The sequence below is a fragment of the Halomonas sp. DP8Y7-1 genome, from assembly GCF_019801685.1.
GTDB classification, from domain to species: domain Bacteria; phylum Pseudomonadota; class Gammaproteobacteria; order Pseudomonadales; family Halomonadaceae; genus Halomonas; species Halomonas litopenaei_A.
In genome coordinates this window covers 21,457-48,178 of sequence record NZ_JAHVIN010000001.1, presented here as the reverse complement: position 1 = coordinate 48,178, position 26,722 = coordinate 21,457, and the positions used below count along the sequence as shown (strand labels likewise).

The following is a 26,722-nucleotide window of genomic DNA, read 5'->3' as shown; positions in this document are numbered from 1 at the left end:
GATGGTCGCCTTAGAGATTGAAGGCGTCTTCCACCAGTTGGCGCTGCTGTTCGGTATGTACGGACATGTAGCCCGCCGCGGGTGCCGCTGACGCCGGCCGTCCAGCAAACTTCAGCTGGGAGCCCAGACCGTCCTTAAGCGAGTCGGCAACGACACGCAGGTTGTGCTGCATGGAGTACCAGGCACCCTGGTTGAGGGGCTCTTCCTGACACCAGACGATATCGGTGACGTTGGAGTACTCCTTGAGCGTTTCGATCAGCTCTTCCTTGGGGAAGGGGTAGAGCTGCTCGACGCGAACAATCGCCACGTCGTCGCGCAGGTTCTCCTCGCGCCAGTTGGCCAGGTCGTAGTAGACCTTGCCGGCACACATGATGATCCGCTCGACCTTGTCGGCATCACGCTGCCCCTGATCCGGCAGCACCATGTTGAAGCTGCCTTCGGCCAGTTCTTCCAGGCTCGAGGTCGCTTCCTTGTGGCGCAGCAGGCTCTTCGGCGACATCACCACCAGCGGCTTGCGCAGCGGGCGAATCACCTGGCGACGCAGCAGGTGGAAGATCTGGGCCGGCGTGGTCGGGACACAGACCTGCATGTTGTGCTCGGCACACAGCTGCAAGAAGCGCTCGAGACGTGCTGACGAGTGCTCAGGCCCCTGCCCTTCAAAGCCGTGAGGCAGCAGCATGGTCAGGCCACACAGACGTCCCCACTTGGTCTCGCCAGAGGAGATGAACTGGTCGACCACGACCTGGGCACCGTTGAAGAAGTCACCGAACTGAGCTTCCCAGATGACCAGCGCATTCGGCATGGTCGTCGAGTAGCCATACTCGAAGGCCAGCACCGCTTCCTCGGAGAGGAAGGAGTCGTGAATGGTGAAGCGCGGCTGACCGTCTGCCATGTGCTGAAGCGGCACATGGGTGGAGCCATCCTTCTGGTTGTGAATCACCGCGTGACGGTGAGAGAAGGTGCCACGCCCCACGTCCTGACCGGTCAGACGGATCGGATGGCCCTGATCCAGCAGCGTCGCGTAGGCCAGAGTCTCGGCAAAGCCCCAGTTCATGGCCATGCCACCGCCCTGCATCTTGCGGCGATCTTCGTAGATCTTGGCGACCTGACGCTGCACCTTCACACCGTCCGGAATCTCGCACATCTTGGCGGCGAGCTGCTTCAGTCGCTTCATGTCGAAGCTGGTATCGGCGTGCCCGGTCCACTCATGACCCAGGTACGGCTTCCAGTCGACAAACAGCGAGGTGTTGGGTTCCTGCACCAGCGCATTGGCCACGTGATTGCCGGCGACCAGATCATCGCGGTACTTCTCGACCACGGCCTTGGCGTCGTCTTCGGACAGCACGCCCTGCTTCACCAGACGGTCGGCATAGAGGGCACGAGAAGACGGATGATCCTTGATCTTCTGGTACATCATCGGCTGAGTGCCGGAGGGCTCATCCGCTTCGTTGTGCCCGCGACGACGGTAGCAGACCAGGTCGATGACCACGTCCTTCTTGAACTGCTGACGATAGTCCAGTGCCACCTGGGTCACGTGGAGCACCGCGTCGGGATCGTCACCGTTCACGTGCAGGATCGGGGCCTGCACCATCTTGGCGATATCGGTGCAGTACTCGGTGGAGCGTGCATCTTCCGGGTGGGACGTGGTGAAGCCCACCTGGTTGTTGATGACGATATGCACCGTGCCGCCAGTCTTGTAGGCGCGGGTCTGGGACATCTGGAATGTCTCCATCACCACACCCTGGCCAGCGAAGGCCGCGTCACCGTGAACGTTGATCGGCAGCACCTTGCCACCGTCCAGGTCATCACGACGATCCTGGCGAGCACGCACGGAGCCTTCCACCACTGGCGCCACGATCTCGAGGTGCGAGGGGTTGAAGGACATCGCCAGGTGAACTTCGCCACCAGGCGTCATCACGTTGGAGCTGAAGCCCTGGTGGTACTTGACGTCGCCGGAGCCGCGTTCGATCAGCTTCTTGCCGTCGAACTCGTCGATCAGCTCACCCGGGTTCTTGCCGAGAATATTGACCAGCACGTTCAGGCGGCCACGGTGGGCCATGCCGATGACGACTTCCTTGGTGCCGTAGCTTCCGGCGCGCTGGATCAGTTCGTCCATCATCGGGATGAAGGTCTCGCCACCCTCGAGGCCGAAGCGCTTGGTGCCGGGGTACTTGGAGGCCAGGTAGCTCTCCAGACCTTCGGCGGCTGTCAGACGCTCAAAGAGCTGCTTGCGGCGGTCATCACCAAAGTCGGGCGCAGAGCGCACGGACTCGAAACGCTGCTGCAGCCAGCGCTTCTCTTCCGTATCGACGATGTGCATGAACTCGCAGCCGATCGCGCGGCAATAGGTGCGATCCAAGGCATCGACGATTTCCTTGAGCGTTGCCTGCTCCTTGCCCAGGAAGAAGGACCCGGTCTGGAACTCGGTGTCGAGGTCGGCCTTCGACAGCTGGTGGAACGCAAGATCCAGATCCGGCACCGGCTTGGCATCGCGCAGCCCCAAGGGGTCGATGTCGGCCTTCTGGTGACCACGGAATCGGTAGGCGTTGATCAGCTGCAGGACCTTGACCTGCTTGCGGCTTTCTTCGCTGTCGGCAGTCGCTGCGCTGGCTACCGCGGTGCGGCGCTCGCGGCCCAGCTGATAGAACTGATCACGGATCGGTGAGAGGGGGGTCTCGTCGGACGGGGCGCCTTCCTGGCGGGACAACTCGTCGAAGTAGTCGCGCCATTCATCGGGGACGGCGCTGGGGTCGTCGAGGTACTGCTCGTAGAGCGCTTCCACGTAGTGGACGTTGCTGCCCGTCACGTGAGAGGAGCGCCACATCAACTCCATTATGCCTTGTTGCATCTCTCGGTCACCCTGCACTGATGGGGTGGTAGTGGGCTCGATGCTAATCCGTACCGCGGGCGTGCTGTCACAGGACATCTAGCGCGATGCCCTGCCCTTCATCACCCATGGCACTGACTATCAGCGAGCGCCCTGGTGGTTCTGCCGCGACCTGTCGGCCGTCGGTCTCTCTGCCTTGCGGTCTTGCTTCATGCTCAAAAGCCGGTGCCCATGGCACCGGCTCTTGACGCTGTCATCCGCGGGCGCGACATCGTGTCGCGCCCGCGAACCGGGACATGATAACAAGCCCGGCGCCACGTTTTAAGTGGCATTCGCGAGCAACATCTCGCGGATCTTGCCGATCGCCCGAGTGGGGTTAAGCCCTTTAGGGCACACCGCCACACAGTTCATGATGCCGCGGCAGCGGAACACGGAGAACGGGTCCTCGAGCTCGGACAGACGCTGCTGGGTGGCCGTATCGCGCGAGTCAGCCAGGAAGCGGTAGGACTGCAGCAGACCCGCAGGACCAACGAACTTCTCCGGGTTCCACCAGAACGACGGGCAGGAGGTCGAGCAGCAGGCGCACAGGATGCACTCGTAGAGACCGTCGAGCTTGTCGCGCTCTTCGGGGGCCTGCAGACGCTCGATCGCCGGCGCCGGCGTATCGTTCTGGAGGTACGGCTGAATCTTCTCGTACTGCTTGTAGAACAGCGCCATATCGACCACCAGGTCACGAATGACCGGCAGCCCAGGCAGCGGGCGCAGTACCAGCTTGTTGTTCTTGACCACTTCAGACAGCGGCGTGATGCAGGCCAGGCCGTTCTTGCCGTTCATGTTCATGCCGTCGCTGCCGCAGACGCCTTCACGGCAGCTGCGACGGAAGGCGACAGAGCTGTCGTCTTCCTTGATCAGCTCGAGCAGGTTCAACACCATCAGGTCACGACCCTGGGTGTCGACCTCGAACTCCTGCATGTAGGGTGCGGAGTCGGTTTCCGGATTGTAGCGGTACAGGGATACCTGAAGCTTTGACATGCTGACTCCCCCTTAGTAGGTGCGGATTTTCGGCTCGAACTTATCCATGGTCTTCGGCGCAAAGTTGACGTCGCGCTGACCGACGCGCTTGTCGCCGGGGAAGAACATGGAATGCTTGAGCCAGTTGGCGTCGTCGCGATCCGGATAGTCGTAACGCGAGTGTGCGCCGCGGCTTTCCTTACGCTCCAGGGCAGCGATGGCGGTGGCTTCAGCCACTTCCATCAAGTTGTCCAGCTCCAGCGCCTCGACACGTGCGGTATTGAACGCGTGCGACTTGTCCGCCAGGTGAGCGTTGGCAATACGGCCGCGCAGCTCCGCCAGTTTCTCCACACCCTCGACCATGTTCTTCTCTTCGCGGAAGACGCCGAAGGAGTTCTGCATGATGCTCTGCAACTCGCGCTTGAGCTCAGGCACGCTCTCACCGCCCTCGGACTCGTTCCAGCGAGTGATGCGCTTCATCGCCGTCTCGATGTCGGAGTCACGGGCATCCAGGTATTCGATACCTTCGTTCAGAGCACTCTCGATGTACATGCCCGCGGCACGCCCGAAGACCACCAGGTCCAGCAGCGAGTTGCCGCCCAGACGGTTGGCGCCGTGGACAGAAACGCAGGCAGCTTCGCCACAGGCATACAGACCGTTGATGATCTGGTCATTGCCATCAGCATCCTGAGCAATCGCCTGACCGTGCACGTTGGTCGCGATGCCGCCCATCATGTAGTGACACGTCGGCACCACCGGAATCGGCTCCTTGGCCGGGTCCACATGGGCGAAGGTCTTGGCCAGCTCGACGATCCCGGGAAGGCGCTTGGACAGCACTTCTTCGCCCAGATGGTCCAGCTTGAGGAAGACGTGATCGCCGTTTTCGCCACAGCCACGTCCTTCCAGAATCTCCATGACCATGGAGCGAGCGACCACGTCACGGCCGGCCAGGTCCTTGGCGTTCGGGGCGTAACGCTCCATGAAGCGCTCGCCGTCCTTGTTCACCAGGTAGCCACCCTCACCGCGACACCCTTCGGTCACCAGCACGCCTGCGCCGTGGATGCCGGTCGGGTGGAACTGCCACATTTCCATGTCCTGCATCGGCACGCCGGCACGCAGGGCCATGCCGATACCGTCGCCGGTATTGATCAGGGCATTGGTAGTGGAGGCATAGATACGGCCGGAACCACCGGTGGCCAGAACGGTCGCCTTGGACTTGACGTGCACCACTTCGCCCGTCTCGATGTCCATGGCGATACAACCCACCACGTCGCCGTTGGCGTTCTTCACCAGATCGACGGCGTACCACTCGTTGAGGAAGGTGGTGTTGTTTTTCAGATTGTTCTGATACAGCGTGTGCAGCAGAGCGTGTCCAGTACGGTCGGCAGCGGCACAGGTACGTGCTGCCTGGCCACCCTCGCCGAAGTTCTTGGACTGACCGCCAAACGGGCGCTGGTAGATACGACCGTTGTCAAAACGGGAGAACGGCAGGCCCATGTGCTCAAGCTCGAACACCGCCTTCGGCCCTTCGGAACACATGTACTCCGCGGCGTCCTGGTCGGTGATGTAGTCACCCCCCTTGACGGTGTCATACATGTGCCAGCGCCAATCGTCATTGGGATCGGCAGAAGCGATGGCACAGGTGATACCCCCCTGGGCGGACACGGTGTGCGAACGGGTCGGAAAGACCTTGGACAGCACCGCGGTCTTCTTGCCGGACTTGGCCAGCTCCAGTGCGGCACGCAGGCCAGCACCACCGCCACCGATGATGATGGCGTCAAAGGTCAAACTACGCATGGTTGACATGTAATCAGGCTCCCCACAGCACTTGGATGCCCCAGACCAGGAACACGAAGATGGCAATGATGATGACGGACTGGGCGCCGACACGAATGCCGGTCGGCTTGATGTAGTCGGTGGTCACGGTCCACAGACCCACCCAGGCATGGGCGGCGAGAGACACAAAGGCCAACAGCGAAAAGATACGCATCCAGGTCTGTTCGAACAGACCGCTCCAGGTGGCGTAGTCGAGCTGCGGGTGAGCCAGCAGGTAGACCACCAGGAACACCGTATAAAGGGCCATGACCACCGCACTGGCACGCTGGATGATCCAGTCTGACAGACCGCTGCGGCTGAAGCTCGTGATGTTGGTTACCATACCCAGACTCCTGCCAGAATGATCAGAACAACGCTCGCCACGATAGTGATCTGAGCCTTCTTCACTGCGCCTTCAAGAGATACGCCGATGTTGGCGTCCATGATGAAGTGCTTGCAGCCAGCGACGAAGTGGAACGCCAGGGCGGACAACAGGCCCCATGCCACCAGCTTGGCGAAGAAGTTGTGCGCCAGCGCGTCACGCACGGCTTCGAAACCGGCGGGGGAAGACAACGAAGCGTCCAGCGCCCAGAAGCCGAAGATCAATCCGACAAAGAGGATGACGCCGGTGATCCGGTGGGTAATCGACGTCAAGGCGGGAAGGGGGAAGTGGATCGTGGACAGATCCAGATTTACGGGTCGTTTGCTATTCACGGCTCTCTACACACTCTCTTGGCCCACTCTACGACAGACGGGCCAGAGGCCCGAGCGGGCGGTGGTTTTGGGAAGGGCGCTGTCGTGAACCAACCCTCGACAAGTTGGACACGACCTCCTGTTCCTGCCAGTCGCGGCCTGAATTATAGGGACATGCCCCCACCATGACAAATGGCATCGCGTCACAATTTGCTCGCTGCTTCGAAGCAAAATGCAGCAAAGCTGCATAGAAACGCCACCTCGTCAAGATGCTGCGCCGCAAAACGCCCATTTTTGATGCAAAGCATCAAATACTATACAAACACTGTACTGCTAATTGAGCATAGTACAACAGCAAGGTTTCGATGGGAGAATTGACAATATCCTGAACGCTTCTATAGTGGGCGAACCTTTTTTGCCGGGCGACCCCCTATTCGTCGGCACGTTAGTGAGAAATAACTACGTATCGCTCCATATCGAACACGAAGGAGGCCAGACATGGCTGACAGAAAAGCGACCCTGACGGTGGATGGTCTGGAGAACCCTGTCGAACTTCCCATTCACTCGGGCACTCTGGGCCCAGACGTCATCGACGTCCGCGGCCTCGGTGCAGAAGGCCTCTTTACCTTCGACCCTGGCTTCCTGGCCACCGCCTCCTGCGAATCCGGCATCACTTACATCGATGGCGAGAAAGGCGTTTTGCTGCATCGCGGCTACCCGATCGAGCAGCTGGCCAAGAACTCCAACTTCGTCGAGCTCTGCTACACCCTGCTGTTCGGTGAACTGCCCAACGACGAGCAGTACAAGGATTTCGAGCATCGTGTGCGCAACCACACCATGGTGCACGAGCAGATCGCGAACTTCTTCAAGGGCTTCCGCCGCGACGCCCACCCGATGTCGATTCTGTGTGGCGTGGTCGGCGGCCTGGCGGCGTTCTACCACGACCACCTGGACATCACTCAGACCCAGGACCGCGAGATCAGCGCCATCCGCCTGATCGCCAAGATGCCCACCATCGCGGCCATGTCTTACAAGTACAACATCGGTCAACCGTTCAACTATCCGCGCAACGATCTGAACTACGCAGAGAACTTCCTCTACATGATGTTCAGCAATCCGTGCGAGCCCTACGAGATCAACCCGGTCTACGCCAAGGCGATGGATCGTATCTTCATGCTGCACGCCGACCACGAGCAGAACGCCTCGACGTCGACGGTACGCCTGGCAGGCTCCACCGGCGCCAACCCGTTCGCCTGCATCAGCGCCGGCATCGCCGCCCTGTGGGGCCCCGCCCATGGCGGCGCAAATGAAGCGGTCCTGAACATGCTCGACGAAATCGGTGACGATTCCGAAGAGAACATTCAGCGCTTCATCGACAAGGCCAAGGACAAGGAAGATCCGTTCAAGCTGATGGGCTTTGGCCACCGCGTCTACCGCAACTTCGATCCCCGCGCCAAGGTCATGAAAGAGACCTGCGACGAAGTCCTGGCGGAACTCGGCAAGGCAGACGACCCCCAGCTCAAGATCGCCAAGCGTCTGGAGCAGATTGCCCTGGAAGACGAATACTTCGTGGAGCGCCAGCTCTACCCGAACGTCGACTTCTACTCTGGCATCATCCTCAAGGCGATGGGCATCCCGACCAACATGTTCACGGTCATCTTCGCCGTGTCCCGTACCATTGGCTGGATTTCCCACTGGCACGAAATGCTCAGCGACAGCTACAAGATCAGCCGTCCTCGCCAGCTCTACACTGGCCACACCCAACGCGACTACCCGACGAAGTAAGCGTCATCGCTTCGACACTGAGCATCAGCAAGGGCCGCCCACCAGGGCGGCCCTTGTCGTTAATAGGGTTCAAGGATGAATCAGCGGCACCACAAGCGCTATGCTGACCCTTCACGCCTTATCCAACAGCCACAAAATGACGAAGGAGCCTCTTGATGAGCCAGCAGATTTCCACGGTCGCTTTTATCGGCCTTGGCGTCATGGGATACCCCATGGCCGGACACCTTGCCCAGGCAGGGCTGGATGTGCGCGTCTACAACCGCACCTCGGCAAAGGCCCAGCAATGGACCGAGCAGTTCGGCGGCAGTCACCACCCGACCCCGGCAGAAGCCGCCAAGGGGGCGGATCTGGTACTGGTCTGTGTCGGCAATGACAACGATGTCCGCGACGTGGTCACCGGCGCCGATGGCGCCCTGCAAGGACTGGCAGCAGGAGCACTGCTGGTCGACCACACCACCGCCTCGTCCAGCCTCGCCGAAGAGCTCGGCAAGGCCTGCGCAGAGCGTGAGGTGGGCTTCATTGACGCCCCCGTCTCCGGCGGCCAGCAAGGGGCCGAGAAGGGTGCATTGACCATCATGTGCGGCGCACAGGAAGACAGCTTCGAACGTGCCCGCCCCACCCTGCTTCACTATGGAAGAGCCGTGACGCGCATGGGCGACATTGGCGCCGGCCAGTTGACCAAGATGGTCAACCAGATCTGCATTGCCGGCCTTGTCCAGGGCCTCGCCGAGGGCATGCACTTTGCAGAAAAGGCTGGCCTCGACCAACACCGGGTGATCGAGGTCATCAGCCAGGGGGCCGCCGGCTCCTGGCAAATGGAAAACCGGCACGACACGATGATCAAGGATGAATACGATCACGGCTTCGCGGTGGACTGGATGCGCAAGGATCTCGACATCTGCCTGAGCCAGGCGCGCCAACTCGATGCACGACTGCCCGTCACTGCTCTTGTCGATCAATTCTACGCAGAGGTCCAGGCCCTGGGCGGTGGACGCTGGGACACGTCGTCCCTACTGAGACGCCTTAAGGCCACGGATCGCAAAGACTGACTTTTCACATACCAGCAGGGGCAGCAACATCACGCTGCCCCCAGCCTGCCCTCTCGCGACTCCATCTGGAAAGCCAACCTCCTCCCCCTGATACCCCCAGGCTCTCGTTTTCCACACTTTCTGTGGATAACCCTGTTCACAACCTATCGAAACCGCCCCTCAATCGCCATGAAATGGGCCTCGACCTTAAATTGGTCAATTTTTGACCTTAAGTAAGCTGTTGAAATACAAGGAAAAAAATAAAAAACGCGTAACCACGGGCACTATCCCCGAAGCGAGAGCTGACCGGGGCAGGTTGAGCAGTGGTGGTGGACAAACACCCTTTGCTGTCAAGCCGACAATGACAACAAATGGCAATAATCCACAGGCCAATTTGGCATCAACATCTGTTGACAGATGTAGCTAGGCAGAATGCTACGCAGACCAAGAAACCCTCAGCCTAATGCTTTTGCATTAAGCCAAGTGACAAGGCATATAGATAAGCGGCATCAAAAGAAGAGTGGCGTCCCATAGGGGGTTCGAACCCCTGTTCCCGCCGTGAAAGGGCGGTGTCCTAGACCACTAGACGAATGGGACGCAGCCTGAAACGAGGATGGTGGAGCCTAGCGGGATCGAACCGCTGACCTCGACACTGCCAGTGTCGCGCTCTCCCAGCTGAGCTAAGGCCCCGTCTCGTTAAGACGATGCGTATAGTACTGATTCCACTTGTTTCGGTCAAGCCATCCTGGCAGAAATTTGAAGGCCCGAGCGCCTGTGGCCGTCCTGTCGACGCCGCTGGCTGCTCACGGAGACTCGGCCACTGCCGACATCAAGGACTCAAAGTAAAGAGGGCGCCAGCGACGTTGCGCTGGCGCCCTCTCTTGCTAGCGCTCTTCAGCCTGTTGCCACCGCCCCTTACAGGCGGCGGTGCTAGCTTACCGGCAGCTCACGGCTATTCCGCCGGCAGCTCGCGGTACTCTTTCTCGAAACGCTTGGCCTGCTTCTTCGACACGCCGCCCAGAACACCAATGGCATGGCGCAAGCGGGCTCGGGTCATGTCGGAGCCAATGATCGCCATGGCATCCATGACGGAGGTGCTGGACGAAGAGCCGGTGATCGCGATGAACACGGGAGCCAACAGTGCCTTCATCTTGAGATCAAAGTGAGCCCCCAGGAGCTTGACCTCCTCCAGCAGCGACGCCTTGTCCCAACGGGTCACATTCTCGAAACGCCACACCAGGAACTGCAGCAGCTTGAGCAGGTCTTCCCGCTCGAGCTTGATATCGCTGAAGCTTGCTTCACTGATATTCGGCAGTCCGGAGAAAAAATGGCCCGCCAAGGGCGCGACATCCGACAGGGTATCCACGCGTGTGCGCACCTGAGGGAGAATCTCGGACACGTACTCTTCGTTGAAGGCCCATTTCATCAGCGCTTCGAGAAAGCCACGATCATCCAGGTCTTCACGCAGGTAGACACCGTTGAGCCAGGTCAGCTTTTCAAGGTCGAATACCGGCCCGCCAAGCGACACACGCTGAATATCGAAGTGCTCCATCATCTCGGACAGCGAGAACTTCTCCCGGTCGTCAGGCATGGACCAACCCATGCGACCAAGGTAGTTGGTCACTGCCTGGGGCAGGAAGCCCATGCGACGGTAGTAATTGATGGACGTCGGATTCTTGCGCTTCGACAGCTTGGACTTGTCAGGGTTACGCAGCAGCGGCATATGACAGAGAGACGGCATCTCCCAACCAAAGTACTTATACAGGAGCTGGTGCTTGGGTGCCGAGTTGATCCACTCCTCACCGCGCAGCACATGCGTGATGCCCATCAGGTGATCGTCGACCACGTTGGCCAGGTGGTACGTCGGCATACCGTCCGACTTGAGCAGGATCTGCGCATCTACTTGCGCCCAGTCCACTTCGATCTCACCGCGCAACATGTCCTGCACCACACAGGGGCCACTGGCGGGTACGTTCATGCGCACCACGTAAGGCATGCCCTCACGCTCACGGCGTGCCTGCTCTTCCGGCTCCAACGCCAGATCAGCAGGCTTCAGGGCAAGATGCAGCCCCTCGGCCTTGCGCGCTTCACGCAGTTCATCCAGCTCTTCGCTGGTGCGATAGCACTTGAAAGCATGTCCGGCATCCAGCAACGTCTGCGCGTGCTGGGCATAGATCTCACCACGTTCGCTCTGGCGGTAGGGTCCATGGGGACCGCCCACATCAGGACCTTCATCCCAGTCGAGGCCGAGCCAGCGCAGCGAGTCGAGAATCATCTGCTCCGACTCCGCGGTAGAGCGGACTCGATCCGTATCTTCGATACGCAGGATGAACTCTCCGCCGTGCTGGCGAGCAAAGCACAGGTTGAACAAGGCAATGTAGGCAGTACCTACGTGAGGGTCCCCCGTGGGCGACGGGGCGATACGCGTGCGAACAGTCATAACGTCCTGCATCCTGAATAGGTTGAAGCCAAGCTGGTAGCGTGGGCGCATTATACGCACCGTGGACGCAATTGCGCAGGGGCCAGCGCCGCTGACCATCGCCCCACTCTATGCAGAGCGCATGGCAGGCCCAGCCTGACGTCGAGTCAACCCAGAGCACGCGCGGTGGCTCGCACAACGGAGCGACGGAACAGCGAAACCAACGGAACGACATAACGAACGTCACGAACGGCCGCCACATACAAACGCAACAACAGAGGAGTGAGATCATGTCGCAGTCATCCCCCAGGTTACCCGAGGACTACTGTGCCATCGTCGTGGGCAGTGGCGGTGGCATTGGTCGTGCGGTGCTGGAGCGGTTGCTGACCGATCCGCGTCTCGGTCGGCTTATCAGTGTCAGTCGTCGACCCACGGATCAGCTGGATCCCCGGCACGAGCCCATCGCCGCCGATATCACCGCGGCAGATGGCCGAGAGGCGCTGTCCCAGGCACTGCATGAGCAGGCAGGCGCGGTTCATCTGGTGGTCAATGCCGTCGGCCTGCTGCACGATGATGCTCGCGGCGTCCAGCCCGAGAAACGCCTTGAGGAGCTTGACGAAGCCGCCCTGCTCGCTCTCTACCAGATCAACGCCATTACGCCCGCCCTGCTTTTAAAGACGCTGCTCCCGCATTTCAAAGGCCAGCACCCTGCGACCTTTCTCAGCCTTTCCGCTCGCGTCGGGTCGATCGGCGACAACGGCCTGGGCGGCTGGTACGGATACCGGGCCAGCAAGGCCGCCCACAATATGCTGATGAAGACGGCAGCCATCGAACTCAAGCGTTTAAATCCACAGTCTTGCGTGCTGAGCTTTCATCCAGGCACGACCGACACCGAGCTCTCTCGCCCGTTCCAGGCACGAGTACCTGAAGGCAAGCTGTTCAGTCCCGAGTTCGTTGCCGACGCTATCCTTCAGGTAGTGGAACAGCATGGCCCCGATGATAGTGGAGGCTTCTACGACTGGGCAAATACCTCTATTGACTGGTAGTTATCCCAGCACCCTAGGTATATCGTTGACTCCTGATATTGCATATGGAGACCTTATGAATGAGTATTCTAAGTTCTCTTATTGTGTCGACAGGGTGGTTCCATGGACGCGCTGGGTCCGCGCATCAAGTCTTTACGAATGGCAGCCGGCCTGAACAAGGCAGCACTGGCACGCCAGGTGGGGGTCTCGGACGTTACCATTTCCTATTGGGAGTCCGGCACGATCAAGCAAATTGGACATGAGCGCCTCGTGGCATTGTCCCAGGCGCTCAACTGCCCGCTCAGCCACCTGCTGGAGGGTGAGCCAAGCCGCCCCTCTCCTCTCTATCTACGGTCATCACTACCACTGCCTTGGCAGGAAGTGGCACACAAGGGTATCGACCTTCCGCTGGAGCTGATTCCCGACCAGCGCTGGGACGGCGACTGCCATCTCGTGACACCGGCCCCACAGGAACACTTCGACTTTCTAGGCCCCCTGGACCTGGCAGCCGTCGCCCCGACGGATATCTTTCGCCAGCCAGGCCTTTACTTGATCGCGGAAGAACAGCAGCTCTATATACGCCGTGTGGCTCAGGACGCCAATGGTCAACTGACCTTCCAGCGCCAAGGACAAACAGCGACCACCCCTTATCACAGCGGCATGCGCCTCAAGGCGAAGCTCGTCGCCGTGTGGAGAAACGACAGCTCGGCGTGATCAACCAAAGGGCGAGCGGCAACGGAGCTGCCCTTGCCGCCGCCCACACGACAACGCTCAACGCCTATTTAGCGTATTCCGCCTTCAACACTCTTCTGCGCCAGATCTTCTCATTCCCCATCATTTGCCACGGCCTTCTAGCGGCTCTCGGCACACAGGCACTGACTGGCCCTCGCGGCTAGCGTTGCTGCTGGACCTCGACATCATCCAAGGTGCGTCGCACCTCCTGCCCCACCAGGAACCGCTCGCTGGCCTCCACCAGCTTGCCCAGGCCGTGCTCGGATTCAACCACCAGCGGCCCCGACAGATATCTGCCTCGCTCGCCAATGCTGGCCTTTACCGCCGCTGGCTGAACGTCCGCAGGCGCCGTCGCGAATTCAATTCGATAGTACCCGTCCGGCAGACCGCTGCCAGGCCCATACGGCCCGGCGCTGACAGCGCCATCGGTCACCTGGGTGCGTGACTGCCAACGAACGTTGCTGGCCTCCCGCACCACCCGAAGCTGAACCCGCGTACCCGCCGGCAGATTCGTTGTGGCCGTGACGTACATGCGCCGGTCAGGCCCTAGCTGACTGTCCAAGGCAACGGCCACCGGCTCGGCAAGACGCTCATCAATGGGAGATGCGTCCTCAGCCTCCTGGGGAGGAGACTCTTGTGGCAATTCCCTTGCCGCCATGGGCTGGCGTGCCTCAGTGGCGCGCTCCTGCTCGGAGGCCACATTGACGCCAGACGACTTGCCGTCGTCGTCACAGGCAACAAGTGCCACGGATATCAGTAACCATCCAATTCGCCATGCGGACATAGCCTTCCCCCTTGTCTACTCCAAAAGACTAACACGCGAGTGCAGGGGTGTACCTGTTAAGCGTCAGCGCAACTTTAACCAAAACACTAGCTCACCAATTACTTACATTTCTTAATGCATTAATACCAATTAAAACCCACAAAAGCTTAGTAAAAAGGAACTATGCCGTAAGAAGCATCTAATCTAAACCATAACAACAACAGGATGTGACGCTTGTAAAAAGCGCCAACCCGATGACCCCAATAAGCACTACTGCGGCATAGGCGAGGTACCGACCGATGACTCTACAAAAGAAACTTCTTGTGATCGCACTGGCCAGTGCCATGGCGACCCTGACCGCCTGCTCTGGCGACTCTAGCAACTCTCGCACGCTGGCAAGCAATAGCCAGGACCCGATCACCAGTGATGATGATTCTACCGGAGGCGGCGGCGATGGAAGCGGTGGCGGCAATGGAAGCGGCGGCGGCAATGGAAGCGGCGGCGGAAATGGAAACGGCGGCGGCGATGGAAACGGCGGCGGCGACGGAAACGGCGGCGGCGATGGAAACGGCGGCGGCGATGGAAACGGCGGCGGCGACGGAAACGGCGGCGGCGATGGAGACGGCGGCGGCGATGGAGACGGCGGCGGCGATGGAGACGGTGGCGATGGTATTGCCCGCAGCTCGCTGGAAAACCTCAGCATTGCGACAGCCGACACGGCCGGCGGTATCGATCAGACCCTGACAGATATCGGCACAGGTATCTCCCAACAGCAGGCCGTTCCTCAGCTTTCAAGCGTCACACAGCCGGCTGGCACCATCGTCAGCGAGGGCGGGGACGTGGTCGGGGATGTCTCGACCGGCGTTCGTAGCGGACTTGGCGATATCAGTAACAATGACAACTATCTCGGCACCACCGCTGCAGGCATCACCAATGGTGCCGGCGAAGCGGGGCAGATGGTGTCGGCCACCGGAGCCACGGTGGAAGCCCTCGCCACCCTCCCGGTCGTCATGGAATTGAACGCCAGAACAGGTCTCGTCACCAAGCTTGGCACCACTGTCCAGGGACTCGGCGGGAAGGTAGAGCGGGTCGGAGATGCCCTCAGCGTCAACCTGGAGGACTCGGACCAGGTGCTGGGTGGGCTCACGACCAAGCTCAGCACGAGTCTGCGCCCAGTGCTGCTGGGAACCGATGGCAAGGTGACCCGCGTGGCCCAGGCGCTGGTACTGCCCGCCCAGGCTGGCAACCTTTTGCTGCGCAGCGGCGAAACCTTGGGCGAACTCGGTCAGCGAATCGGGCAGCGTTACACCTTGCTGGGCGGGGCAGGTAACAGCGTCACCGGCACCGGTGGGATCGTCATCGCCACAGGGGAACTGCTCGGAGGAGGCAGTGCCAACGATGGTAGCGGCCTGGGTGACCTGCTTACTGGCGACACCACGGCACCCAACGATGGTCGAACTGACCTTGAGCGCACAGTGGCCAGTGCGGGCCAGGCCGGTACTGGCGTCGGCAACGCCGTGACTTCCCTGGGTAACGGCATCTCTCAGCAGAGCCTCGCTGGTCAGGGTGAATTCATTACCGATGGCCTGGGCAATGTCGTGATCAACTCGGGCGAGGCCGTATCGGGGGTCACTGGTGGCCTCAGCAACGGTGTCGGTAATATCTCCAACAACCCCAATGCCTTGGGTACCAGCCTGGCGGGAGGTGGCGTCGCGGTATCTGAGACCGGTGAAGTGGTCTCAAGTCTCGGTGCCACCGTGGGCGATCTGCGCCAGCTCCCGCTGGTCATGCAGCTGGATACCCGCACCGGCGCCATTTCTCAACTCGGCAGCAGCCTGGCCCAACTGGGAGGCGGCGTGACCCAGGCCGGCAACACCCTGGCCCTGAGTTTCAATGATCAGACATCCCACCTTGGTGGGCTGACCAGTGAAATCACCGCCGTTGTTCGCCCTGTGGTGATCCATACCGACAGCGGAGTGACGCAGCTCAGTCAGGCGCTGGTGGTCGGGCCTGAAGCCGGCAACTTGCTGATTCGTGCGGGAGTGGCCGTGGATGGACTGGGTGGACGCATCGGCGGCAATGGGGCACTCGCCTCAGGTCTTGGCAGCACGGTCAGCGGTGTCGGTGGCGTTGTCGCCAACACCGGCCGACTGCTGGGAGGTGACGAAGCGCGCCTTATCGCAAGCCTTGATGGGCAAGGCCTCAGCAAGCTCGAATCTGCTGGCCTGCTGGGTGACGGCGCACTGCTCTCGGGACTTGGCGGTAGCCAGGACGGCAATAGCCTCACCGGCGGCCTGGACAGTCAGCTGGGAGGAGACAGTAACCTGATCGCTGGCCTCAACGACAGCCTTGGCGGCGATCTGACCCAAGGCTTGAACGGAGCTCTGGGAGGCGATAGCTCAGGCGGCCTCACATCCGGGCTGGGCTCGACCCTGGGTGGCGGCGACAGCGGTGGCGGCCTGGTCTCCGGCGTCAACGACACCCTGACCAACACTCTGGGAGGCGATAGCAGCGGTGGCGGCCTGGTCTCCGGCGTCAATGACACCCTGACCAACACCCTGGGAGGCGGTAGCAGCGGTGGCGGCCTGGTCTCCGGCGTCAACGACACCCTGTCCAACACCCTAGGAGGCGGTAGCAGCGGTGGCGGCCTGGTCTCCGGCGTCAATGACACCCTGTCCAACACCCTGGGAGGCGATAGCAGCGGTGGCGGTGGCACAGGCGTCACGTCAGGTATCAGCAACGCCCTGGTGGGCTCAGAGGGTGATGGTGGCCTGGTCGGCGGCACCCTGGATACCGTCGGCGGCGTCACCGATAAGCTGACGGGAGGGCTTACCGGCAGCGAGGGCTCCGGCTCTGAAGGGGGGGCCAAGACAGGTGGCCTGACCGGCATCGTGGGAGGTCTGCTTGGCGGCAACAAATAAGCTGCGGCTGAGATGATCTGAAGGCCCGGCACCCTGACGGGTGTCGGGCCTTTGTTCTCTCTGCCTTCTCTTTGTGCTCGGCCTTTGTGTACGACCTCTATGCTCAGCCTCAACCCTTACGCTCAGCGCGCTCATGACTCTCAGCGCTCTTGATCATTCTCGACACGAGAGCCAAGTGACAAGGCTCCTTTTAACAAGACCCATAACGATAAACGAGGCCTCGCCTGCTGCGACGCGCCTTGAGCGCCATACCCCACTGGGAACGACAAGGATATCAACGAATGCGCAGGACTTTTTCTCCTCTGGCAGCCACTGGCTGTCTTCTCCTGGCGTCTGCGGCCATGGCCCAGGAAACTCTGGACACCGTCGACGATATCATCGAGAACCAGCGACTCCTTCCCCCCGAGCGTGATGTGCAGACCGAAGTGGATCTGCCCGATGACGCCAACCCAGGCGTCCCTGACAGTGTCACAGTACGCCATGTGCGCTTTATCGGTGACAGCGTGCTCGACCTGAGTGCGCTATCCAGCGGACTACAGGCCATGGTCGGGCAGACGGTATCCCGCGAGGCCGTGGAGGCCGAGGTCAAGACCATCACCGACGCCTACCAGTCCTCGGGTTACCCCTTGTCATTCGCCTACCTGCCGACCAACAACTTTATCGACGGCAATGTGCGTATCGTGCTGGTGGAGGGTCACATCGCACGTACCGAAATCGTCGTAGACGACGACCCCGTGGCCCGCCGCGTCGAGCGACTGGTCATGCCGTTGCTGGATGAGCGCCCCCTGACACGGGCAACCTTCGAGCGCGTCAGCGGCCTGATCGAGCAAATCCCCGGCGCCAGCTTGACCCTCAAGGCCCCTGTCCCGCGCACCCCCAATGGCGCCACCACCCTGCGAGTGGAAGAACGCCGCATCGACCATTTCGACTATGCCGGCAGTGTTAGCGGGGGGGATGAGGAAGACGCCGTGTTCATCAACCGGGTGTCGACACAAAGCCTCACCTCCTGGGGGGAGAGCCTGGGCTTTTCCTGGCTATGGCCCATCGACAATGACAATGAACTGTACGCGCTGGACTTCCGCACCGGCATTGGCAGCGATGGCCTGACACTATCGGCGTCTGCCGACACCTACCGCGGCAGCGATGATGAAGATCTTATCTACCTGCTCAACGGACAGCGCTTCGACCTCAGCCAGGATCAGGACACCGATCGCGAGCGCTATCGCCTGGGTCTGTCCTATCCGGTGCTGCTGACACGTTCTTCAAGCCTGACGCTGGGGGGCGCCCTGCGCCATCACGACGAAACCAAGACCACGACCCTACGCTTCGAGGATCGCACGCTCAACCAGCTGGTCGATGACTATGAATATTCCGCAGCGGACCTGGACCTGAGCTATCGCACCCAAGCCAACCGGTCACTGTGGCAGGCCTCGGCGGCCGTCCGTCAGGGTGTCGACCTAGGCGGCAACGAACAGCGGAGCCGTTTGAATGGCACTCCTCTGGAGACCACCAGCGACCTTCACTTCACCCGCTGGCAGCTGGAGACTCAGTACCGACACCTGTTAGGAGAGCGCTGGCGGCTGACCGCGGCTGCCAACGGCTTCTACTCCGACGACGAGCTGCCCGAACCCGAGCGCGGCAACTACGGTGGCCAGCGTTTCGGGCGCGGCTACGATGCGGGTCAAGCCGAAGGGGACTATGGCTACGCGGGCTCACTCGAGCTGCGCTACCTGCATACGCTCGATAGTGACTGGCTCAGTAACGTGGAGCCCTTCCTGGTCGTCGACGGTGCACGCACCGAGTTCCAGAACCGTGATGTGGATAGCCATCTGGCATCTGCCGCAGCGGGCGTTCGGCTAGCCAAAGGACGATGGTACGGACTGACGCTGGAGTACGCAGAGCCCATCGGCGACCGCGACCCGGACACCGACAGCCGTGACGGGCGTATCAATGCTCGGCTGGTGTGGAACTTCGAAGGCTAAGCGACTCGAGGTATCCACCGCCGACGGCATTCTTCGCTGAAGGCAGCACGGCCAGGACCCCAGACCCTGGCCGTTTTCATGTCCGCCCCGCCGCTTCACGCCACAGACGGCCATCAACCCTGCATCGATCTTCCCCCCTGTTCTGCGACGAGGTCGTCGCGCGACGGCTACTGCAGAATGCCCTCGCCCCATTCCTTGAGCCAGGCCAGCATAATTCCCGCTCCATCACCGCAGATCGTCCCGCTCCTTGCAGCGGGTCAAGACTTGCACCGAGGACCGCCCAACTGACGGCTTGACCCTCGTAGACTCAAACGGTGGGCGCCACTCTCTCGGCGCCTGCTGGAGCACACCAAACACAACAGAGCCCACTCCATGACCTGATGATCCGGCCCATGAACCGACTACTGAACCGAGGAACACGAGATGGAAACGCAATCGATCTCTTCCCGTAAACGCAGCCGCCTACGTATGCCGACGGTGTACACCCTGCTGTTCCTGATCACCATCATGGTCGCCCTGCTGACGTGGGTGATGCCCGCCGGCAAGTACGACTATCGCGTCGAAGGCACCGATACCGTCATCCCCGCCACCGAAGTCCTCGACTACGAAGGCGATGAGCGCCTGCTGCCGATTCCTGGCACCTATCAAGTACTGGAAAGCTCGCCCCAGGGGCCCATGGACGTCTTGATTGCCCCCATCAAGGGGTTTCACAAGGCCGTTGATGTTGCCTTGTTTGTCCTGGTGATTGGAGGTTTTCTGGCGGTCACCATGCACTCGGGCGCCCTCGATGCAGGGATCGGCGCGGTGGTGGCCCGCTTCCAGGGAAGGGAACACTTTTTGATCCCGGTCTTGATGATCCTGTTTGCACTGGGGGGCTCCACCTACGGCATGGCGGAAGAGACCGTCGCCTTCTGGGCCATTATCCTGCCGGTCATCACCGCCGCGGGTTACGACCGTATGGTGGCGGCAGGTATCGTCCTGCTCGGCTCGGGCACTGGGGTACTCGCCTCCACCGTCAATCCCTTCGCCACCGGTATCGCCTCGGGATTTGCGGGACTGCCGATCGGCGCCGGTATTACCCTCCGACTGGTCCAGTTCGTGATTCTGGTATCACTGGCCATCTGGTTCGTGATGCGCTACGCCGCCCGCGTCAAGCGCGACCCGCAGCGCTCCGTCCTGGCTGACCTGAGTGCAACACCAGCAAGCGCCAGCGCCCCCGTCACCAGCGGTGCCTACACCCTGCGCCATAAGCTGACCATGACGGTCTTCTTCCTGACATTTGGCATCATGGTGTACGGCGTAGTGCCCTGGGAAGACATGGGGATCACCCTGTTCCCGACCCTGTGGTGGTGGTTCGACGAGCTGTCTACCCTGTTCTTGACCTCTGCGATCCTGATCGCGGTCATCAATCGGCAGCCAGAATCCAGCTTCATTGCCAGCTTCCTGGATGGCGCTCGGGACCTGATCGGGGTTGCCCTGGTCGTGGCGGTGGCGAGGGGGATCTATGTCGTGATGGACAATGGCGTGATCATCGACACCATCCTCAACTGGGCGGAAGGTGCGGTGCAGGGACTATCGACCGGCATGTTCGTCGTCGTCTCCTACGTGGTCCATATCGTGCTCAGCTTCTTCATTCCTTCCACGTCGGGCCTTGCCACCGTGTCGATGCCACTGATGGCACCTTTGGCAGACTTCTCTGGCGTCGAGCGCGAGCTGGTCGTCACCGCTTTCCAATCCGCCAGCGGTTGGATCAACATGTTTGCTCCGACGGCGGCCCACCTGGTGGCGGGCCTGGCGCTGGCGAAGATTCCCTACGAGCGCTTCGTCAAGTGGGCCATGCCCTTCATCCTGCTGACCTTCGGCGTCAGCGCGGTGACCCTGTTCGTCGGCGCCAGTCTGGTCTGAACACGGCGACGCGCGCACACGACTCAGGCACCGATAACCGTCACCGTCCACCCATCTGCCTCATCCAGCCCCAGCGCTCCTTGCGAGCGCTGGCGGCGTTGCCGAGACCCTGCCAGCTTCCGCCAACTCACGCCTTCTTGACGTACATCGACTTGAGCTTCATGGCACCGAACCCATCGATCTTGCAGTCAATATCGTGATCTCCGTCGACCAGGCGAATGTTCTTCACCTTGGTACCGACCTTGACCACCGACGACGATCCCTTGACTTTGAGATCCTTGATCACGGTGACGGTATCGCCATCGTTGAGCGGGTTTCCGTGGGCATCGCGAATACCAGGTTCTGCGTCGCTCTCTGCTGTCTCCAGGGACCACTCATGACCGCACTCGGGGCAGATCAGCGAAGGGCCGTCCTGATAGGTATAAGGTGACTGACAGGCGGGACAGGCGGGCAAATCGCTCATGACGCTCTCTCTCATTGAAGGAAGGCGCTGACGGTACTCCCCCACCGCGCGAAAAGCCAGTCACCCGCCTGGCCAGGTCATCAGTCGCCTTGCTCCCTTTCCGGCTCTTCACCCTCGCCCTGGGCCTGACGCTCGTGAATCCGCTTGATATCGCGCTTGAGCTCCCTGCGCTGCCTGCGGGTGCTGAACTGCAGGGTGTCCCAGGTCTCTGGCACCAGCGTGCAGCTATCGTCGGTTTGGTGAAAGACAAAGCGGCGCTCGGCGCCAATCGGCAGGTTTTCCGAGCAATAGGTGCCAATCACCCGAACACACATCGCCTTGAGCACCAGGTCATCCTTCGTTCCCTCTTTGTCGTCCAGACCAGCGATATCGATGATCCGCTGCTTCAAGGCGTTGAAGGAGCCGATATGGACGAAACCACCACTGTCCAGCGGTCCCTGATGGGTGCAGCGACCGTCTGGCGTTCGCTCTTGGTCACTGTGGTCGTCTTCCAGGTCCGCCTCATGGTCGCTGACGTCCAGTGTCCAGTCGCCCTTGGAGGTCTCCAGGGTCATCATGATGTGCTGAAGATAGATAGGTTCGGCACTCATGTTGCTGATGACACAGAGAGCATCGAGGTTCTTGCGCTTGCCGCGGTTGATGATCAAGCGCGGACGGCGCTGACGGCGAAAGCCGAAGTACAGCAGCTGAGCATAGATCAGCCAGATGAGAAAGGAGCCCACGCTTGCCAGCGTCTGCAGAATGTCCTTGTGAGCTGAAATCCAATCGAACATGAGCGTCATCCTTGATCACTCGCCATGCGGCCGAAACGGCACACATGCGTTGAGGAAGTAAAAAAGCCCGCCCTGGAGGCGGGCTGTCAGCCTGTTCTCAGGCCTCGCGCTGATAGGTGCCCACCAGGCGATTGATACCCAACAGGTGCGGTTCGACCTGTTCGAGCAACTCGCTCATGCTGAGACCTTCGGGCAACTGGGTCGCGGTATCCAGCGCCAGCACCCAGAAGTAGTACCGATGCAGCCCATGGCCCTCGGGCGGCAGGGGTCCGTTGTAGCCGAGATTACCCGCATCATTGCTCCCCTGAGTCCCCTGCTGGGTGCCTTCCTCAAGGGACGTCAGCGACGCAGGCAGGTTATACAGTACCCAATGCACAAAACCGTAGCTGCCATGTTGCACCAGCGGCGCATCCGGGTCGTGACAGATGACCGCAATCCCTTTAGTGCCTTCTGGCAGGTATTGCCAGGCCAGCGCCGGTGAAATGTCCTCGCCTTCCTGGGTATGACGTGCGGGAATACCAGCGTCATTGTCGAAAGCCGGGCTAGTGACGCTTAATGAAGATAGCGCGAAAGGCATGGGGGTTTCCTCCCTGGAACGGTGGTCTTTGGTGCATCAAGTGAGCTCTTGGGCACAAGCCAATAGCCAGCCCAAGGCGCCACATGCACCTTAATCACCCTTCCTAGGGTCGACAAGCCGCCACCCGCTGTCAAACGCGCAAGTTATTGACACGAAGAACCCTTCACTGTCGCCATTGCCCACATGCCCATTGCGGAGCCACGCATGAAACGTCTATTGGTCGTCGCCCACGCGCCCTCCCCCAATACCCTGAGACTGCGGGAGGCCACTTGCCGCGCCAGCTGCCACCCGGATATCGAGAACGTGGACATCGTGGTGCTGGCCCCCCTGGAGGCAGGCCCCGAGGACGTGCGTCAGGCAGATGCCATCCTGCTTGGCACTACCGAAAACCTCGGATACATGAGTGGCGCCCTGAAGGATTTCTTTGATCGCAGCTATTACCCACTGCTGGATCACACTCAAGGCCTTCCCTGCGCCCTGTATATCCGCGCCGGCCATGACGGCACCGGCACCATGCGAGCGGTCGAGTCGATTGTCAGCGGACTGCGCTGGCGCTGGGTTCAGCCCCCGCTGATATTGAAAGGCACATGGCAGGACGACTTCGTCGACCAGGTGGAAGCGCTGTCCCAGGCCATGGCCGCTGGACTGGACGCGGGTATTCTCTGACACCTTCGTCTGCTGGGCACGACGTATGAGACAGACGCGTCCTTGGAGAAAGACGCGCCCTAGGGGAAAGACGCGCCCTGGAGGAAAAGCGCGCCTATGCCTGTGAGGGTTGTCCTGCTGCCTACTTGCCGAACATCGCCGCTTGCCTACGGCGGGAGGCGAGCCACTGACGGATCCACCCTTCACCGCTGACCAGGGTGATCCCCGCCACCACCATGACCGCACCGATCATGAAGCCAGGCTCTATGGGTTCGTCCAGCAGCCAGGCGCCAAACCCGACCCCAAATAGCGGGGTCAGAAATGACAGCACCCCAATCCTCGACGCCTGGTAGTGTCGGATCAGCCAAAACCAGACCAGAAACCCGGCAAAGGAGACGATCACAGACTGGAAGGCAAGGCTGGTCAACGCCAGAGGCGTAGGGTCAATGGTCAACTGTCCCAGCACCGCGGCGCTGGCCAACAGCACCACGAACGCAGCCACCAGCTGGTATATCAAGGTCTGCTCTGGCGCCAGCGAGGAGAGTCGCGTGGTTCGCACCAGCACCGTCGTGGCGCCCCACGCCACGCCGGCCAGCAATGCCAGCAGATCGCCCCACAGCGATGCTTGCCCAGCGGCCTCCACATCGCCCCCCGCAGGCAGCAGAAAGGCCACTCCTATGCCCACAAACGCCAGGCTGATCCCCAGCCACTGCATCGCTGCCATGCGCTCGTCGCGGACTAGAAAATGCAGCAATAGCGCAGTGAAGATGGGAGCGGTGTAGAGAAACACCACCGCATGGGAGGCGGTGGTAAAACGCAGCGCTTCTCCCAGCAGCACGTACTCCAGTGAGAACAAGCCGCCCACGATCAGACCTGGCTTCCAGCTCCCATCCCCCAGAGACATCCGCTGTCCCCGCGCCAGCATGTAGCAGGCAATCAGCGCGGCCCCCAGGCCAGAGCGCAGGGCGATCTGTAAAACCGGTGAAATATCGTCGCCGGTCGCCTTCAGGGCAACCTGCTGCATACCCAGCGTCAGGCAAAAGACCAGCATCAGGCCCACGGCGTGTGCGTCTAGCGTCCTACGATCCCCCATGACCTTCTCCCATCGCTACTGTCGGCCATGAAGTATGCGATTGTCGCATTCACCGTATATAGCTAAGATCAGACAAGCCATGCCTTCCCTCGGACAGGGTGCCGATCATGCCCCACACACCCAAGCATTTGCTGTTTCCGCCCTTTCACGATGCGCTGCCCGCGCCGGTCGTCTTTCGTACCGGCTATATGCCAGCAGATGCCGCCTATCCCCGTCATCGCCACAGCTGGGGAGAGTTCGTCTATTCCTACAGCGGGGTGGTCCAAGTCGATGTGGGGCAAAGGCGCTATCTGACACCGTCGCACTACGGGTTGTGGCTACCCCCCGGGGTAGAGCACCAGGGCCTTAATCGTCAGGCCGCCTGTCATTGTTCGCTGTACATCGCCACGCCTCAGGCCAGTGCACTACCTGATATCACCTGTGCATTGACCGTTGGGCCCTTGACCCGGGCCTTGCTCGAACACCTACGCCACCACCCCGCAGAAGCGCCCTACCCCGACGACCTGACGCGCCTGCTCGACGTGCTGGTGGACCAGTTGGCGGTCGCCGAATGCGCGGGAAGCTACCTCCCTACCTCCGCAGACCCTCAACTGCGCCGAGCCCTGCAACGGCTTGAGGACGACCCGACCGCCACTGCCAGCGTGGGAGAGCTGGCCAAGGCGGTGCACGTCACCGAGCGTACCCTGCTGCGCCGCGCTCAGCGCGACCTGGGGATGACGCTTACCGAATGGCGCCAGCGCCTCAAGGTCGTCAAGGCCATGCCGATGCTCGAATCCGGTGCCAAGGTCGAAGCCATCGCCATGGACCTTGGCTATGCCAGCGCGTCTGCCTTTATTGCCATGTTCCGGCGGCTGACAGGACAGACACCGGACGAATACCGGCGTGGGCAGGAGCGATAGCACCTCAGCACGGACAGCACAGCCTTCGCCCAGGAGCACTCGGCGACAGCGCGACAGCTCCCGGCAGCAACATCGTTCGGCCTGGTGTTGGGTGCACAAAAAACGCCGGCGCTGCTAGGCAGCGCCGGCGAGATCAGAACAACGGCTCAAGGCCGACTTGGCGAATTACTTCAAGGGATCAATTCAGGCGTTCGAACACGGTAGCAACGCCCTGGCCCATGCCGATGCACATGGTCGCAAGGCCAAGGCGCGTGTCCTGGCGCCGCATGACCGTGAGCAGGCTGTTGCTGATTCGGGTCCCGGAGCAGCCCAGCGGGTGCCCCAGGGCGATGGCCCCTCCGTGCAGGTTGACCTTCTCGTCCATCACGTCGAGCAGCCCCAGATCCTTGAGCACCGGCAGCGCCTGGGCAGCGAAAGCCTCGTTGAGCTCCACGGTCTCAATGTCATCGATCGTAAGACCCGCCGCCTTCAAGGCTTTCTGAGAGGCAGGAACCGGTCCATAGCCCATGATGGAGGCATCACAGCCGGACACCCCGGTAGACAGCACGCGAGCGATCGGCGTGAGGCCGAGGGCCTGGGCGCGCTCGTAGCTCATCACGACCATCCCACTCGCCCCAACGGAAAGCGCCGAGGATGTGCCCGCCGTGACGGTACCGCCACGAGGATCAAACACCGGCCTGAGTCCTGCCATGCTCTCCAGGTTGGCTTCCGGGCGAATGACCTCGTCGCGCTGGACCAGGATCCGACGCCCGTCGGCGTCATGCCCCTCGACACCGATGATCTCGCTATCAAAGGCGCCGCTCTGCTGCGCCTCATAGGCGCGCTGGTGAGAGCGCACGCCGAAGTTGTCCTGCTGTTCGCGGGAAATGCTATGCAGCTTGCCAAGCAGTTCGGCGGTCATGCCCATCATCATCGCCGCCTTGGCGGCATGCTTGCTGGCACTGGGGTTGACGTCGACACCGTAGGTCAGCGGGATATGCTCCATGTGCTCTACCCCACCCACCAGGTAGACGTCGCCCATTCCGGCCTTGATATTGGCGGTCGCGATATGCAGGGCGCTCATGGAGGAACCGCACAGCCGGTTGACCGTCTGGGCCGGCACACTGCGCGGCATAGCGGTCATGATCTGGGCGTTACGGGCGACGTTGAAGCCTTGCTCCAGGGTCTGGTTGACGCAGCCCCAGATGACATCATCCACCTCGGCAGGGTCAAGCTGCGGCACTCGCTGCAGCAGAGCGTTCATCACTGCCGCAGACAGGTCCTCGGCACGCACGTGGCGAAAGCCACCGTTCTTGGCCTTGGCCATGGCGGTACGGGCACCATCGACCACCACGACGTCTCTCGGGTTCAAGCTCATCTGTCTTCT

21 protein-coding genes and 2 tRNA genes are annotated in these 26,722 nt (G+C 61.1%); 9 read left to right on the top strand and 14 right to left on the bottom strand.

The window, feature by feature from the left end; translation table 11 throughout:
- Positions 1–10: 10 nt before the first annotated feature.
- The 5 genes from KUV41_RS00210 to sdhC form a co-directional block, all read right to left on the bottom strand.
- On the bottom strand, positions 11–2,848 hold the full coding sequence (locus KUV41_RS00210; protein WP_206944429.1) for a 2-oxoglutarate dehydrogenase E1 component: 2,838 nt from the start codon (positions 2,846–2,848) through the stop codon (positions 11–13).
- A gap of 300 nt (positions 2,849–3,148) precedes the next feature.
- Positions 3,149–3,859, bottom strand: coding sequence for a succinate dehydrogenase iron-sulfur subunit (locus tag KUV41_RS00205; RefSeq protein ID WP_206944431.1), 711 nt, complete (start codon positions 3,857–3,859; stop codon positions 3,149–3,151).
- A 12-nt stretch (positions 3,860–3,871) separates the two neighbouring features.
- Complete coding sequence (gene sdhA, locus KUV41_RS00200) at positions 3,872–5,644, bottom strand: succinate dehydrogenase flavoprotein subunit (protein ID WP_222483599.1); 1,773 nt, start codon at positions 5,642–5,644, stop codon at positions 3,872–3,874.
- Between the two features lie 4 nt (positions 5,645–5,648).
- The gene (gene sdhD, locus KUV41_RS00195; protein ID WP_206944437.1) at positions 5,649–5,996 is read right to left on the bottom strand and encodes a succinate dehydrogenase, hydrophobic membrane anchor protein; all 348 of its coding nucleotides are present in this window, start codon (positions 5,994–5,996) and stop codon (positions 5,649–5,651) included.
- On the bottom strand, positions 5,990–6,367 hold the full coding sequence (sdhC, locus tag KUV41_RS00190) for a succinate dehydrogenase, cytochrome b556 subunit (protein ID WP_206944439.1): 378 nt from the start codon (positions 6,365–6,367) through the stop codon (positions 5,990–5,992). The genes sdhD and sdhC overlap by 7 nt, the downstream gene beginning before the upstream one ends.
- A 477-nt stretch (positions 6,368–6,844) precedes the next feature.
- Here sdhC and gltA point away from each other — a divergent pair, with 477 nt between their 5' ends.
- Together gltA and KUV41_RS00180 are read left to right on the top strand one after the other, a co-directional pair.
- The gene (gene gltA / locus KUV41_RS00185) at positions 6,845–8,131 is read left to right on the top strand and encodes a citrate synthase (protein WP_206944441.1); all 1,287 of its coding nucleotides are present in this window, start codon (positions 6,845–6,847) and stop codon (positions 8,129–8,131) included.
- 155 nt (positions 8,132–8,286) lie between these two features.
- Complete coding sequence (locus tag KUV41_RS00180) at positions 8,287–9,180, top strand: NAD(P)-dependent oxidoreductase (RefSeq protein WP_222164258.1); 894 nt, start codon at positions 8,287–8,289, stop codon at positions 9,178–9,180.
- A 500-nt stretch (positions 9,181–9,680) separates the two neighbouring features.
- Here KUV41_RS00180 and KUV41_RS00175 read toward each other — a convergent pair.
- The 3 genes from KUV41_RS00175 to gltX all read right to left on the bottom strand — a co-directional run bounded on the left by KUV41_RS00175 (position 9,681) and on the right by gltX (position 11,599).
- Positions 9,681–9,756 (bottom strand) — tRNA-Glu (locus KUV41_RS00175).
- A gap of 17 nt (positions 9,757–9,773) precedes the next feature.
- Positions 9,774–9,849 (bottom strand) — tRNA-Ala (locus KUV41_RS00170).
- Between the two features lie 262 nt (positions 9,850–10,111).
- On the bottom strand, positions 10,112–11,599 hold the full coding sequence (gene gltX / locus KUV41_RS00165) for a glutamate--tRNA ligase (protein ID WP_222483598.1): 1,488 nt from the start codon (positions 11,597–11,599) through the stop codon (positions 10,112–10,114).
- 269 nt (positions 11,600–11,868) lie between these two features.
- Between gltX and KUV41_RS00160 the strand changes: the two genes are divergently transcribed.
- Both KUV41_RS00160 and KUV41_RS00155 read left to right on the top strand, forming a co-directional pair.
- Positions 11,869–12,624 carry an SDR family NAD(P)-dependent oxidoreductase gene (locus KUV41_RS00160; RefSeq protein WP_222483597.1) on the top strand — a complete coding sequence of 252 codons (756 nt, stop codon included), beginning with the start codon at positions 11,869–11,871 and terminating at the stop codon, positions 12,622–12,624.
- Positions 12,625–12,726: 102 nt separating this feature from the next.
- On the top strand, positions 12,727–13,317 hold the full coding sequence (locus KUV41_RS00155; protein WP_206944449.1) for a helix-turn-helix domain-containing protein: 591 nt from the start codon (positions 12,727–12,729) through the stop codon (positions 13,315–13,317).
- A 178-nt stretch (positions 13,318–13,495) separates the two neighbouring features.
- Here KUV41_RS00155 and KUV41_RS00150 read toward each other — a convergent pair whose 3' ends face one another.
- Positions 13,496–14,119: a hypothetical protein gene (locus KUV41_RS00150; protein WP_224907398.1), complete on the bottom strand. Its 624-nt coding sequence runs from the start codon at positions 14,117–14,119 to the stop codon at positions 13,496–13,498.
- Between the two features lie 278 nt (positions 14,120–14,397).
- On the opposite strand from KUV41_RS00150, the gene KUV41_RS00145 reads away from it, so the two are divergent.
- The 3 genes from KUV41_RS00145 to KUV41_RS00135 all read left to right on the top strand — a co-directional run bounded on the left by KUV41_RS00145 (position 14,398) and on the right by KUV41_RS00135 (position 20,906).
- A complete protein-coding gene (locus KUV41_RS00145; RefSeq protein ID WP_222483596.1) occupies positions 14,398–17,019 on the top strand; it encodes a collagen-like triple helix repeat-containing protein in 2,622 nt (873 codons plus the stop codon).
- Between the two features lie 281 nt (positions 17,020–17,300).
- A complete protein-coding gene (locus KUV41_RS00140) occupies positions 17,301–19,001 on the top strand; it encodes a ShlB/FhaC/HecB family hemolysin secretion/activation protein (protein ID WP_222483595.1) in 1,701 nt (566 codons plus the stop codon).
- Positions 19,002–19,424: 423 nt separating this feature from the next.
- On the top strand, positions 19,425–20,906 hold the full coding sequence (locus tag KUV41_RS00135) for a YfcC family protein (protein ID WP_222483594.1): 1,482 nt from the start codon (positions 19,425–19,427) through the stop codon (positions 20,904–20,906).
- A gap of 127 nt (positions 20,907–21,033) precedes the next feature.
- On the opposite strand, the gene KUV41_RS00130 is transcribed toward KUV41_RS00135, so the two are convergent.
- From KUV41_RS00130 to KUV41_RS00120, 3 genes are all read right to left on the bottom strand, one after another.
- Positions 21,034–21,369 (bottom strand): zinc ribbon domain-containing protein YjdM, encoded by a 336-nt coding sequence (locus KUV41_RS00130; protein ID WP_206944459.1) that lies wholly within the window; start codon positions 21,367–21,369, stop codon positions 21,034–21,036.
- 80 nt (positions 21,370–21,449) lie between these two features.
- A complete protein-coding gene (locus KUV41_RS00125; protein WP_222483593.1) occupies positions 21,450–22,142 on the bottom strand; it encodes a hypothetical protein in 693 nt (230 codons plus the stop codon).
- A gap of 97 nt (positions 22,143–22,239) precedes the next feature.
- Positions 22,240–22,719 carry a YbhB/YbcL family Raf kinase inhibitor-like protein gene (locus KUV41_RS00120; RefSeq protein WP_206944463.1) on the bottom strand — a complete coding sequence of 160 codons (480 nt, stop codon included), beginning with the start codon at positions 22,717–22,719 and terminating at the stop codon, positions 22,240–22,242.
- Positions 22,720–22,923: 204 nt separating this feature from the next.
- On the opposite strand from KUV41_RS00120, the gene KUV41_RS00115 reads away from it, so the two are divergent.
- On the top strand, positions 22,924–23,385 hold the full coding sequence (locus KUV41_RS00115; protein ID WP_222483592.1) for a flavodoxin family protein: 462 nt from the start codon (positions 22,924–22,926) through the stop codon (positions 23,383–23,385).
- A 121-nt stretch (positions 23,386–23,506) separates the two neighbouring features.
- Here the strand turns inward: KUV41_RS00115 and KUV41_RS00110 are convergent, their stop codons facing one another.
- Complete coding sequence (locus KUV41_RS00110) at positions 23,507–24,457, bottom strand: DMT family transporter (RefSeq protein WP_222483591.1); 951 nt, start codon at positions 24,455–24,457, stop codon at positions 23,507–23,509.
- 107 nt (positions 24,458–24,564) lie between these two features.
- Between KUV41_RS00110 and KUV41_RS00105 the strand changes: the two genes are divergently transcribed.
- Positions 24,565–25,356 (top strand): AraC family transcriptional regulator, encoded by a 792-nt coding sequence (locus KUV41_RS00105; protein WP_222483589.1) that lies wholly within the window; start codon positions 24,565–24,567, stop codon positions 25,354–25,356.
- Between the two features lie 178 nt (positions 25,357–25,534).
- Here the strand turns inward: KUV41_RS00105 and fadA are convergent, their stop codons facing one another.
- On the bottom strand, positions 25,535–26,713 hold the full coding sequence (gene fadA, locus KUV41_RS00100) for an acetyl-CoA C-acyltransferase FadA (RefSeq protein ID WP_206944471.1): 1,179 nt from the start codon (positions 26,711–26,713) through the stop codon (positions 25,535–25,537).
- Between the last annotated feature and the right edge of the window lie 9 nt (positions 26,714–26,722).